Source organism: Leclercia adecarboxylata (assembly GCF_006874705.1).
Taxonomy (GTDB): Bacteria; Pseudomonadota; Gammaproteobacteria; order Enterobacterales; family Enterobacteriaceae; genus Enterobacter; species Enterobacter adecarboxylatus_C.
In genome coordinates, this window is sequence record NZ_CP035382.1 from 4,078,585 (window position 1) to 4,091,644 (window position 13,060).

A 13,060-nucleotide genomic window follows, 5' to 3' on the forward strand; every position below is an offset into this window, starting at 1 on the left:
CGATTAGCGAATTTTCCCGCTAAACAGCCTGAACCCCCAGGTGTTGTACAGCAGCGTCACCGGAGCCAGCAGCGCAAAGCTTATCAGCAGAAAACGTTGGGTCTCCGGTGGCGCGGCCGCCTGATGAAGAGCGATCGACGCCGGAACTATCCACGGATACAGCGTAAACACCAGCGCGCCGAAGCCGCTACTCACCAGCACCAGGATCCCGGCCAACGGCAGAAAATGATACCCGCGCTTAAGGCCGAACCACACCAGTCCCCCGCCCGCCAGCACCGCCCCGGCAAACGGCAGCCAGATCGTGAAATTCTGCAGATGCAGACGCCAGGTTTCCTGTAATTGCATGGTCCAGAACAGTAGCCCGGCCATCAGCAACAGCGCGATCGTCGCCAGCCAGGGGAACGCCCGCCTCGCCCGATGCAACAGTATCCCGGTCCCCCGCCAGATCAGCCATCCCTCGCCCATCAGGCAATAAAACACCACCAGCGACAGTGCGCAAAAGAGCGGAAACGGGCTAAACCACTCCCAGCCGGTACCGGTAAACTGCTGACCGTCGTTGGGGATCGTCTGGATCAGACTCCCGACAATCACCCCCTGGGCCAGAGTAGCCAGCAGCGACCCCGCCACCAGCAGCGTATCAAACAGACGTGGGGCATAATGCCGATACTCAATCGCCATTCCACGCACCACCAGTGCCAGCACCAGGATAAAGACCGGCACATACAAGGCGCTCCGAATAATGGCGTACGCAAGGGGAAACAGCCCGAAGAGGCTTCCCGCCGCCAGCACCAGCCAGGTCTCGTTCCCATCCCAGATGGGGAGTAATGAAATAGTGATCTTATGCCGGGAGGCCTCGTCGCGCTGAAAGGCGCAGAGTATTCCGGCGCCGAGGTCCGTTCCGTCCAGCAGAACGTAGATCCACAGGCTTACCACCAGCGATGCCGCTGACAGGATTTGTAACAGCGGTAATCCCATCAACTCATGCATCGGTTTCTCCTTTCCCGGTCCGCCGGGCAACATCGGGCTCTGCCCCTTCTTCGTCCTCCGTGGGCGGCCTGGCGAGCAGGCGCAGCAAAAACCACAGCCCCAGCCCGAACAGCGCCAGGTAAATCGTGACGATCAGAATTAATGAGCCGAGTACAAAATGCGGAGCAACGGGCGAAATACTCTCTGAGGTACGAACCAGACCGTAGACCGTCCAGGGTTGCCGCCCGGCTTCGGTCACCATCCACCCCGCCAGCATGGCAAAAAAGCCGGCGGGTGCCATAACCACCATCAGACGCTGGAGCCGCCGCGCCTGCCATAATCGCCCGCGCAGACGCGCAACAAGTCCGGCGATAGCGGTAAACACCATCAGCAGACCCAGTCCCACCATGATGCGAAAGGCCCAGAACACCAGCGGCACCCAGGGCAGTTCATCGGGAGGATACTGATTAAGACTGTGGATCGTCCCTTGCAGGTTATGCCGCAGGTAAAGGGAGCCGATATCAGGAATGGCCAGCTCATAATGATTGCGACGCTCTGCCATATCCGGCAGCGCAAAGAGCCGCATCGGCTCGCCATGTCCGGGCGGAGGGGGATCCCAGCTACCTTCCATGGCGGCCAGCTTCACCGGCTGACGATCCCGGGTATTCTCTCCATGCAGGTCCCCCAACACCACCTGCAGCGGGGCCATTATCAGCAAGGTCCACATCGCGATAGAAAACATATGCCGGGCCGCCGGATGCCGGGCATCGCGCAGCAGATGCCATGCGCCACAGGCCCCGACCAGACAGGCGGTACCGAGAATGGCGGCCACGACCATATGCGCCATCCGCCACGGGAAGGAGGGATTGATAATCACCGCCCACCAGTCAACGGGCCGGAAGCGACCATCGGCACCAATCAGATACCCGTCCGGGGTTTGCATCCAGGAGTTAGCGGCGAGGATCCAGAAAGCGCTAAACACCGAACCGAGCGCCACAATGCAGGTCGCCATAAAGTGGATCCACGGCCGCACCTTATTCATCCCGAACAGCATCACCCCCATGAAGCCCGCTTCCAGAAAGAAGGCCACCAGCACTTCCATATAGAGCATCGGCCCCAGCACCGCGCCGGTACGACTCGCCAGCCCGCTCCAGTTGGTACCGAACGAGAACTCCATCACTACTCCGGTCACGATCCCTACCGCCACGTTCAGGGCGAACACCTTACTCCAGTAGCGCCAGAGACCGAGCCAGACGGGCTGCTTACGCCACAGCCAGAGCCCCTCCAGCACCATCAAGAGCTGCGCCAGCCCGAGGGTAAACGCCGCCAGCACAATATGAAAGCTGATGGTAAAGGCGAACTGACTGCGCGCCAGCAGAAGTGTGGTCTCCGGACTCAATGTCGCCCCACAAGGATGCCCAGTAAGCCGGTCAACAGGATCCAGAGATGAGATGCTGTCTGTCGCATAGCCCCTCTTGTGTAGATTTATCTCGATAAAGTGTAAGCAATCGATGGGAAGGCGTACGAAGAAAGTGGGGAATTACAATCATTGTTAAGAATTGACTTACCCATGAATAGAACGACAATAAATGTTCCCGGCGAAACACTGTAGAAATGGAGTCTATCATCGCCTGCTCACGTCCTTCTCAGCTTGCCACCCACCTTAAACGCTCTGGTGCCCTTATCGCCTGGGCGCTGTTACTGGTCAGTTGCAGCTCTACACCACCTAAATCGCTGGTCACTCCGCTACCGCCGGTGGCTAAACATCCGCTGCCGGATAAAAGTGCACGCCATGAGCCGGTGCGCGGCGTCTGGCTGGCGACCGTCTCTCGTCTCGACTGGCCGCCGCAGGCGTCGGTGAATGGTCGCCCTGCTGCATCGCGGATCGCCATGCAGCAAAAGACCCTGACCGATAAGCTGGATAATTTGAAAAGTCTCGGGATCAACACCGTGTTTTTCCAGGTCAAACCGGACGGCACCGCCCTGTGGCCATCAAAGATATTGCCGTGGTCGGATATGCTGACCGGCAAAATCGGGGAAGATCCCGGCTACGACCCGCTGCAGTTTATGCTCGATGAAGCACACAAGCGCGGGATGAAGGTTCACGCCTGGTTTAACCCTTACCGCGTCTCAACCAACACCCGGCCCGGCACGGTCGCGGAGCTGAACCGTACCCTGTCGCTCCATCCGCCGAGCGTGTTTGTTCTGCATCGGGAGTGGATCCGCACCGCGGGAGATCGCTATGTCCTCGACCCCGGCATTCCGGAAGCCCGGGACTGGATCACCAGCATCGTGGCCGAAGTGGTGTCGCGCTATCCGGTGGACGGCGTGCAGTTCGATGACTACTTCTATGCCGAGTCCGCAGGCTCGGCGCTGAACGACAGCCAGACGTACCGCCAGTACGGTCAGGGATTTGACTCGAAAGCCGACTGGCGGCGCGACAATACCCAGCAGCTGATTACGCAGGTGTCACGCACCATCAAGCAGATCAACCCCAACGTCGAGTTTGGCGTGAGTCCGGCTGGCGTCTGGCGTAATCGCTCCCACGATCCGGCCGGGTCCGACACCCGGGGCGCAGCGGCCTACGACGAATCCTTTGCCGATACCCGTCGCTGGGTGCAGCAGGGGCTGCTGGACTACATCGCCCCGCAGATCTACTGGCCGTTTTCCCGGGATGCGGCGCGCTATGACGTGCTGGCGAAATGGTGGGCTCAGGTGGTGAAACCTACCCATACCCGGCTCTATATTGGCGTCGCCTTGTATAAGGTGGGCGAGCCCTCAAGCAAAGAGCCCGACTGGACGGTGCAAGGCGGCGTGCCGGAGCTGAAAAAACAGCTGGATCTGAACGAATCCGAGCCGCAGATTGACGGTACGATCCTGTTCCGGGAGAACAACCTCAATCAGCCCCAGGCGCAGGAGGCGGTGCGTTATCTGCGAACGCGTTGGGGGTCGTAGCCTTTGCCCCCAGCTGAAAACCATTAAGAGGGTCAGCTGTGACCAGGGCGAAACAGTAAGTTCAATGGGATAAACACCGCGCAAAAGCTGAACGCACCTCTTCGTAGAGCGTGTCTGACAGCATTAAATTTTGCCAGATAGTATTATGCCCGGCGCCAGGAATGGTGAGCAGCTGCTTCTGGCGGCAGCCAGCTGCTGAGGACAACAGTCTTTCCGGTATTTCTGCGGGAATGATTGCGTCATTTTCGGCGGCAATAATCAGCAGATTGCCGGTAAATTCAGCTGCGATATCCCAGGCATCAGTTTGCGCCCAGCTTCTCTCTTTGCGAATGATGGCAGAAAATTCAGGACCAAAGTTAATCTTATAGGCTGGCGTTGAGTAGATGCCGGGAACCATGAGAATGAGGGATTGAAACCGGATCGTTTTACTCAGCTGGAGGGCGTTATAGGCCCCCATACTTACGCCTATACACCCCGTGAGAGCCAGCCCCTGAAACGCAATCACCGCCTCTGCCTGTGCCGTGCGGCTGAAAAGAGAGGACGCGTGCATATCTCCCCCCGTCTCACCATGACCTACAAAGTCAAAGAGCGTCGTTCCAATGCCTGACCTATCCAGAAGCGCACGGTATTTATAGAACACCGTGCGATCCTTACCGCCCCCATGAAGCATCAGCACATGGCCATTGCGCCCGAATGTGCTTTCGGCATAGATGAATTTGCCCTGAAACGGCACCTGGAAAGCGTGACTGGAAATCATCTGCGTATTCATCATCGAATGAATCATTTTCCTCGTTTTATCAAACCAGAAGGAACCGCCGGGGGCGCTGCGCTTGCCCGGCCTACGAGCTGCGTTCCCCGGACATTGTGTGCGATGTCATCTCAGAACCACTCTCGAGCCGCCTGATAGCAGGCACCAGGCTCGCCCCTGCCGTGGCAATTACCACCGCAACGGCGGATACCAGCAGCACGTTGCTGGTGCCGTACTCAATCGCCAACGGGCCTGCGATAAGCTCGCCGAAGGGGATGGCGACGAAAGACCCCACCGCATCATAAGCATAGACCCGGGCCAGCTTGTCCTGCGGGATATGGGTTTGCAGCGACTGGGCCCAGGCGACACCGAACAGGCCAAAGGTCACGCCAGCAATAAAAAACGCGGCCATCAGCCAGGGTGTGGCCGCAAGCTGGCTCAGCATGAACGGGGGCAAGGCGCAAAACGACACCAGCAGCACCCCGATAAAGAGGTCGCGGCGCGGGCGCCAGCGCAGCGCGAGGGAAGATCCCACAATCAGCCCCACGCTCTGGGCTGCTATTATCATCCCCCAATGTGCACGTCCAAAGGAGGCATCGGCAATCACTGGCCCGAGCACCATCATCACGCCGCTAAAGGCTGCATTAATAATGGTGAACTGCACGACGATAGCCCACACCCAGGCCCGGCTGGCGAACTCTTTCCATCCCTCTTTCAGGTCCTGCAGGATATTGCTTTGGATTGAACCGGCTTCACGTGGCGAGGCGCGGATTAAATAATAGAGCGGCGCAGCCGCGGCGAAGCCCAGCGCATCAATGGCCAGCCCCCAGCCGGGCCCGACGGCGCTTATCAGAATGCCCCCCAGCGAAGCGCCGATCACCGTTCCACCGTAAATACCGGCCTGCAAAAAGGCATTGGCTTCACGCAGATTGCGGGCGGGAACCGTCTGAGGAATGAGCGCGGAAGAGGCCGGTAAGGCGATCCCGGCGGCGGCCCCATTCAGGGCACCGAGCAAGGCCAGTCCGATCGCCGTGGCGGAACCGTCCAGCACCGACCAGGCCACAACCGCCTGCGAAATGGCCGCGACCAGGGAAGATGAAACTAACACCCGACTGCGGGAATAGCGGTCCGCTAACACTCCGCCCAGCAGCAGGAACAGCACGTTGAAAATCGACCGGGAGGCAACAACGATACCCAAATCAGAGACCGATCCGCCGATATCCAGGACCGCAAAAGCCAGTGCGATGGGGGCAATACCATTGCCCAGCACGGTGAGAAAACGGGCGGCAAACAGATAGCGAAAAGCGGAAAAGTGAAAGGCACGAACGTTTTTATCAGGCGTTGTCATGGATTCAATGGCGTCGGGATCGGGAGCGACAGTATAACGGAACGGCGTTTCAAAAACATCCATTCCCGGAATCGTAGACCCGTGCAAGCGCAGCGCCGCCGGGCATAAACCCGGGTGCGATCTGTCGTGCCGGGTGGCGGCTATGCCTTACCCGGCCTACAAAATTTACAAAACCGGTGACCGCCTGAGCGCTTGCTGGCCCCCTGCTTTTCTTGTACCCTTCCCCGCTTTGAACCCCTTGCCAGATAATAAAAGGATGCCTGTGACTGCTCACCCTTCGAAAGATCCTTTGCACGGCGTCACGCTCGAGATGCAGGTCAATGCCCTGGTGGCGCGTTACGGCTGGGCGCAGCTGGGAAAGCTGATTAAAATTAACTGCTTTAACAGCGATCCCAGCGTCAAATCCAGCCTCAAGTTTTTACGGCGTACCCCGTGGGCCCGCGCCGAAGTCGAAGCCCTCTATCTGGACTCGCTGGAGGATCCCGCGCCAGCAAAAGCTGACGACGAGACCACCAGCCCGTGGGACAGAGCGCGGGCTAACAAGTAACGCCCCGCGTTATGGCCGCCGTAACAGCACGATACTGCGGCCTGGCAGCGGAAAATCGGTATCCGGGATCACCGCCTGCCCCAGATGCTCATCTCCTGCCGTACTCAGCTCCAGGACCCAACCCTCTTTACCGCATTCCGGGATACGGAACGGCACCGCCCCTTCATACGGATTGATCAGCAGCAGCACCTCCTGCCAGATCCCCTTTTGCCCGTGCAGATCGGCCCGGGTGAGGTACAGCCCCAGCGTGGTGCCCTCGTCCCAGTGCTCCGGCAGCTGCGGCCCGCCGCCGGCATTGAACCAGGTGATCTCCATCCCGTCACGCCAGCTCTCGCGGTGCAACAGCGGCTGGCTGGCGCGCAGCTTGATCAAATGCCGGGTAAAGTTGCGCAGCGTCTCGGCGCTTTCCGGGAGATTCTCCCAGTGTACCCAGCTGATTTCGCTGTCCTGACAGTAGCCGTTGTTATTACCCAGCTGGCTGCGGCCAAACTCATCCCCGGCCAGCAGCATCGGCGTGCCGTGGGAGAAGAGCAGCGTGGTGAGGAAGTTGCGCTTCTGCTGTTCACGCAGGGCATTAATCTGCTCGTCGTCGGTCGGGCCTTCAGCGCCATAATTCGATGACCGGTTATCATTGTGGCCGTCGTTGTTGTCTTCCCCGTTGGCCTCGTTGTGCTTCTCGTTGAAGGAGACGAGGTCGTTGAGGGTGAAACCGTCGTGGGCGGTGATAAAGTTAATGCTTGCCCACGGGCGACGCCCACGCTGGTCATACAGATCCCCGGAACCGAGCAGACGCGCGGCGAAATCGGACGAGACGTTATCCCCGCGCCAGTACTCACGCACGGTATCGCGATACTTGTCATTCCACTCGCCCCAGCCTGGAGGGAAGCCCCCTACCTGATAACCGCCGGGGCCGATATCCCACGGCTCGCCTATCAGTTTCAGCCGCGAGAGGAGCGGATCCTGCATCATGGCATCGAAAAAGCCGCCGCGCTGATCGAACCCTTCCGGCTCGCGCCCGAGGATGGTGCCGAGGTCGAAGCGGAAGCCGTCGATATGCATCGACTCCGCCCAGTAACGCAGGGAATCCATCACCATCTGCAGCACGCGAGGGTGCGAGGTATTCACCGTATTACCGGTGCCGGTATCGTTCACGTAGTAGCGGTGCTGACCGGCAATGGTGCGGTAGTAAGAGAAATTGTCGATCCCCTTAAACGACAGCGTCGGGCCCAGCTCGTTACCCTCGGCGGTGTGGTTATAGACCACGTCGAGGATCACCTCGATACCGGCATCATGGAAGGCGCGCACCATGTCGCGGAAGCCCTGAATGCCGTTCGGGCCGCCGTAGCGCGATGCCGGAGAGAAGAAGTTAAGGGTGTTATAGCCCCAGAAGTTTTTCAGCCCCCGCTCAAGCAGATGCTGATCGTCCGGGAACGCATGTACCGGCAGCAGCTCAACGGAGGTCACGCCGAGGCTTTTGATGTAATCCACCGTGGCTTTATGCCCCATCCCCTCGAAGGTGCCGCGCAGTTCGGCCGGGATCGCCGGGTTGAGCTGGGTAAAGCCTTTCACGTGGGTTTCATACAGAATCGTACTGGACCAGGGCACCGCCGGGCGATGCGGATCCTGCCCGTCGAACACCCGCGGGTCGATGACCCGGCATTTTGGGGTATAGGGTGCGCTGTCCCGGGTATCGAAGCTGAGATCGAGTTCGTCATGCCCCAGCTCATAGCCAAAATGGGCGGGGTTCCAGATGAGCTCCCCGGTCAGTGCCCTCGCATAGGGGTCAATCAGCAGTTTATGCGGGTTAAAACGGTGCCCGTTTTCCGGATCGTAAGGGCCATACACGCGGTAGCCGTACAGTGCGCCCGGTTTCAGATCCGGGACATAACCATGCCAGACTTCGTCGGTGTATTCCGGTAACTCCAGACGGGCGATTTCAGATTTACCACTCGGGTCAAACAGACACAGCTCAACGCGTTCGGCGCAGGCCGAAAAGAGGGCAAAATTCACCCCTTTGTCATCGTAATTCGCCCCCAGCGGGTAACTCTGCCCCGGCTGGATTTCATAAATTTTGTCATATGCCATAACGTCTTTCCTTCGAACAGTAATAATCATTAGCCGCAGGCCAATAACACCCGCCAGCAATCCTGTGCATCACTCAATTGCAGACTTTCACCCAACACCAGGGTTTCGCCGCTGAAACAGTCCTTATAGCTGCGTCCGGCGAGATCGGGAGGAAGAACCACCTCGGTCGCTCCCCACAGAGCCGCCCCGGTGACGGGAAACGCCCGGGTGGCATTCGCCAGCGCCAGCCGCGGTGCCACCACAATCAGCACGTCGTCGTCATCCACGCGGGCAAAGGCAATCGCCTTATCCGCCCGCTCGCCGCGGGTGAGCAGCGCAACATAGCTGCCCAGACGGAACAGCGCCGGTTTGCGCTGGCGCAAGTGCAGCAGCGTGCGGGTGACAGACAGCTTCAGCTGCCCGTCCTGCCAGCTCGCCTCGCGGGTGGTAATCTGCCGATCCGCCGACGCCAGCTGCTGGCGGAGCTGGTCGAAATCAGGCTCGCGACGGTTATCGGGATCGACGAGGCTAAAGTTGAGCCCCTCGCTGCCCTGATAAACATCCGGCACGCCCGGGGCGGTGAGTTTGATCACCGTCTGGCTCAGGCTGTTCACCAGCCCGGCGCGGATAAACGGACGTAGCGAGGTGCAGAAGTCTTGCAGGAAATCCTGATTCTCCGGCGACAGCAGATGGCGGGCATACTCCAGCACCACTGTTTCATAGGCTTCGTTACTGTCCACCCAGTCGGTACGCAGCTTGGCCTCCCGCAGCGCCTTTTCAACAAAGGCCAGGAAGCGCTCTTCCAGCGCCTTCAGCCCCTCTGCATCCTGCGGATCCAGCTGTGGCGGCCACACCCCCGCCAGCGCCTGATAGAGCATCCAGGTGTCGGCGGCTCTGGGGGCCGTACCATCATTGAGAAAACGCACGTGGGTCTGGTTCAGCTGCTGCCAGCGGGCCACGCACTCTGCCCAGACCTCCGGGGCTTCGGTCAGGGTGTAAAGCCGGGCGCGGGCATCTTCCCCACGCTTGGTATCGTGGGTTGAGGTGCCGGAGAGCGCATCCGGCTGACGCTCACGCCGCGCGGTCATCTCGGTGTGAAAACGCGTCAGTGAAAAGGCGCGCGGCACCGGTTCGGCCCCCACTTCGTTGAGGGCCAGATCCATGTGCTGACGGAAGAACAGCGTGTCCTCCACCGACTTCGCCATCAGCGGCCCGGTCAGCTGCTGGAAACGGGTGCGGAAATTCGTGGCGGTATCGCGGGCCTCCTCAGAGACCTCGCCGGTCAGAATACGCATCAGCAGCGCAATGGCGTCGGGATCGGCGCTGATGGTCGACACCACATGGTTCAGCAGCCGCACATCCGCGGCGGACATCCCCTGCGCCGTGCCGTAGGTGCGGTATACCGGGAAGGCCACCAGCAGCTCGCGCAGCGCCATCCGCAGAGGCTCCTCTTCGATGTTGACGCCTTCGGTCTGCGCCAGGGTTTTCGCCAGCGTCAGCAAGGTAGAAAACTCGCCGGCGAAGTTTCTGTCCACCATCAGCAGACGCGCGTCGCGCAGTTCGTCGTGCATATCCACCGGGCGGCCCATGACCCTGTCATAGGCCTGGCGCAGACCATCGATTTTGTCGTCATCTATCAGCACTTCCGATAGCGAGGCGATAAATTCATAGCCGGTGGTACCGGAGATCGGCCAGTCATTGGGCAGGTTCTCGCCTTTGCTGAGGATCTTCTCCACCGTGATATAGCAGTCGGGGCCCGCCTCCTGACGCAGACGCTGGAGATAGGCGCGCGGGTCGGCGAGCCCGTCCACGTGATCGATGCGCAGCCCGTCAACTGCACCCGAGCGCACCAGGGCCAGGATCAGGGCATGGCTGTCATCAAACACCGCGTCGTCCTCAACCCGCACGCCCACCAGGCCGGTGATCTCGAAGAAGCGACGCCAGGAGAGGTCGCGCGGGGCATCGCGCCAGCTGGTAAGCCGCCACGGCTGCTGGTCATGCAGCCGGGTGATGGCCGCCGGATCGCTAAGGCGAAGAACCTCGTCTTCGCGCCCTTCCCAGCTGTCAGGCGTCAGCGGGTAAAAGTTGTCGAAATACGCCAGCGCCGGTTTGCCGGTGTCAGGGTCGCGCTGAACGCTGATTTCGCCGTTCGCCAGCACCACATCAAAGTCATCACCCAGAAACGGCAGGGTCAGCCGACGCGACCAGTCGATATCAAAATGGCGGGCGTAGCGGCTCTTCTCTCCGTGTTCAATCACATCGCGCCACCAGGCGTTTTCCAGCGAGGTGGACATGTGGTTCGGCACAATATCCAGGATTAACCCCAGCCCGGCCGCCTTCAGGGCGCTGACCAGCCGCTCAAATCCGGCGCGGCCTCCAATAGACGGGTCAATCTCGTTGGCATCGGTGACGTCATAACCGTGCGTCGAATCCCGGGCGGCGGTAAATATTGGCGAAGCATACAGATGGCTGATGCCGAGCTGTTGCAGGTACGGCACCAGACTGGCGGCACGGTCGAAAGTCATGCCGTTGCGAAACTGAATACGCCAGGTCGCTGTGGGGATCATCAGGTCGGTTCTCCTTGTGCAAAACGTACAATAACGGTGTTCGCGAGCAGTTCCGTGCGGCCTTCAGGCCAGGCAAACAGCGTTTCACCCGCTATATCGGGCATCATTTGATCCTGTTCGCCAATATTGAGCGCCAGCGTCAACGTGCCCTGTGTAAATATCCAGCTCACGACCACGCAGCCCGGGGCCGTTTTCAGCACCCTGCCGCTACCGCCCTGTGCCCCGGTCAGCAGCGGCACAATCGCCCGCTGGCGCAGCTGCAACAGCCGTTGGGTAAAGCGCAGCCAGGTCTGTCCGCCGGGTTGGTTGAGTTTGTTCCAGTCGAGTTTCGAACGGGCAAAGGTCTCAGGTGCATTGGGATCCGGCACCGTCTCGTCGTGATCGCTGAACTCTTTCGCGCGCCCTTCCCGCACCGCGCGCGCCAGATCCCCATGAAAATCGGTAAAGAACAGGAACGGCTGGGTTTCCCCAAACTCCTCGCCCATAAACATCAGCGGGATATGGGGGGACAGCAGCAGCGCGGCCATCAGCACCCGGGTACGTTCCTCCCCAATCAGGCTTAACAGACGATCCCCCTGAGCACGATTGCCTACCTGATCGTGATTCTGGATGAAATCGACGAAGGCCACTGGCGGTTGAGCGATACTTTTCACTCCCCGGGGCTCACCGCTTTGCGGGGAACGTTCCCCCTGATAAGAAAAGCCTTCTGCCAGCGCTCTCGCCACCCATTGCTCCGGTTTTTCAGCAAAATCCTGGTACCAGGCATGGGTTTCCCCGCTGGCCATCACGTGGACGGCATTGTGCAGATCGTCGTTCCACTCCCCGGTAAACAGCGGCACGCTGCCGTCGTCTTCACGCGGATGGAGAAACACCACGTTGCGGCTGTCTTCGGTGGTCAGATGCACCGGCCGATCGGTGATGGCTGCGCGGATGCGGGTGGCGATCTCGATTAGCACGTGGGGGTCGGAGGTATCTTCGATCTGGTCGATGGCGTCAAAGCGCAGGCCATCGAAGTGGAACTCCGTCAGCCAGTACAGTGGCGCATCGACAATAAACTGACGCACCGACGCAAGGTCATACGCGATACCGTTCCCCCACGGGGTCATGCGTTCAGGGTGGAAAAAGTCCGGTGCCAGTTTCGGCAGGTAATTACCTTCCGGCCCGAAATGGTTAAGCACGATATCCAGCACCACCGACAGGCCGAGGCCGTGGGCGGTATCGACAAAGGCCTTCAGCTCATCCGGCGTGCCGTAGGCGCTGTGCGGGGCATACAGCAGCACGCCATCGTAGCCCCAGCCACGACTGCCTCCCGCCTGGGAGACCGGCATCAGCTCAATCATGGTGACGCCGAGCGAGGCCAGATACGACAGTTTGTCGGTGGCCGCGCGGAAAGTGCCCTCCGGGGTAAAGGTCCCGATATGGAGCTCGTAGACCACGCTCTCTTCCCAGGGCCGGCCCTGCCAGTGGGTATTGCGCCAGACATAGCTGTGAGGATCGCACACCAGCGACGGGCCGTTGACATCACCTTGCTGGGCGCGGGAGGCCGGATCGGGCACCGCGGTGCCGTCAGGCAGGATAAAGCTGTAGGCTGAACCGGGGGCAACATCGTTGACCGTCAGTTCAAATCCGCCGTCACCGGTCGGGTGCATCGGCAGTGTTTCGTCGTTCAGGCGCAGGGCAATTTGCTGCTGACCGCTGGCCCACAGATGAAAGCGAACGCTGTTCGCATCGCTATATTCACAACCCCAATACCTAATAGATTTAGCTGTCATTCCACCACCTCGTTTGACCCATGATCCTCGGGTTGCCTGGCGTTAATCGCTAAGCAGAGGGAAAAAGAGAAAATGCGCTGGCGTGATACCGCG

General features: G+C 60.0%; 9 protein-coding genes. 2 read left to right on the forward strand and 7 right to left on the reverse strand.

The features are described 5' to 3' along the window. Positions 1–3 precede the first annotated feature (3 nt). Entirely contained in the window at positions 4–987 is a 984-nt protein-coding gene (locus ES815_RS20435; protein WP_142489452.1) for a cytochrome d ubiquinol oxidase subunit II, read from the reverse strand. Continuing rightward, on the reverse strand, positions 980–2,365 hold the full coding sequence (locus ES815_RS20440) for a cytochrome ubiquinol oxidase subunit I (RefSeq protein WP_142489453.1): 1,386 nt from the start codon (positions 2,363–2,365) through the stop codon (positions 980–982). The genes ES815_RS20435 and ES815_RS20440 overlap by 8 nt, the downstream gene beginning before the upstream one ends. A gap of 215 nt (positions 2,366–2,580) precedes the next feature. Between ES815_RS20440 and ES815_RS20445 the strand changes: the two genes are divergently transcribed. Continuing rightward, positions 2,581–3,921 (forward strand): glycoside hydrolase family 10 protein, encoded by a 1,341-nt coding sequence (locus tag ES815_RS20445; RefSeq protein WP_142489454.1) that lies wholly within the window; start codon positions 2,581–2,583, stop codon positions 3,919–3,921. A 61-nt stretch (positions 3,922–3,982) separates the two neighbouring features. Here the strand turns inward: ES815_RS20445 and ES815_RS20450 are convergent, their stop codons facing one another. Continuing rightward, positions 3,983–4,693 (reverse strand): alpha/beta fold hydrolase, encoded by a 711-nt coding sequence (locus ES815_RS20450; protein WP_185902355.1) that lies wholly within the window; start codon positions 4,691–4,693, stop codon positions 3,983–3,985. Between the two features lie 67 nt (positions 4,694–4,760). Next, a complete protein-coding gene (locus ES815_RS20455) occupies positions 4,761–6,017 on the reverse strand; it encodes an MFS transporter (RefSeq protein WP_142490097.1) in 1,257 nt (418 codons plus the stop codon). 262 nt (positions 6,018–6,279) lie between these two features. On the opposite strand from ES815_RS20455, the gene ES815_RS20460 reads away from it, so the two are divergent. Beyond that, positions 6,280–6,564, forward strand: a complete 285-nt coding sequence (locus ES815_RS20460; RefSeq protein ID WP_142489456.1) for a VF530 family DNA-binding protein — start codon at positions 6,280–6,282, stop codon at positions 6,562–6,564. Between the two features lie 9 nt (positions 6,565–6,573). Here ES815_RS20460 and glgX read toward each other — a convergent pair whose 3' ends face one another. The 3 genes from glgX to treZ are packed head-to-tail and all read right to left on the reverse strand — an operon-like array spanning position 6,574 to position 12,967. Beyond that, on the reverse strand, positions 6,574–8,649 hold the full coding sequence (gene glgX / locus ES815_RS20465; RefSeq protein WP_142489457.1) for a glycogen debranching protein GlgX: 2,076 nt from the start codon (positions 8,647–8,649) through the stop codon (positions 6,574–6,576). A gap of 29 nt (positions 8,650–8,678) precedes the next feature. After that, complete coding sequence (gene treY / locus ES815_RS20470) at positions 8,679–11,195, reverse strand: malto-oligosyltrehalose synthase (protein ID WP_142489458.1); 2,517 nt, start codon at positions 11,193–11,195, stop codon at positions 8,679–8,681. Further along, a complete protein-coding gene (gene treZ, locus ES815_RS20475; protein WP_142489459.1) occupies positions 11,195–12,967 on the reverse strand; it encodes a malto-oligosyltrehalose trehalohydrolase in 1,773 nt (590 codons plus the stop codon). The genes treY and treZ overlap by 1 nt, the downstream gene beginning before the upstream one ends. Between the last annotated feature and the right edge of the window lie 93 nt (positions 12,968–13,060).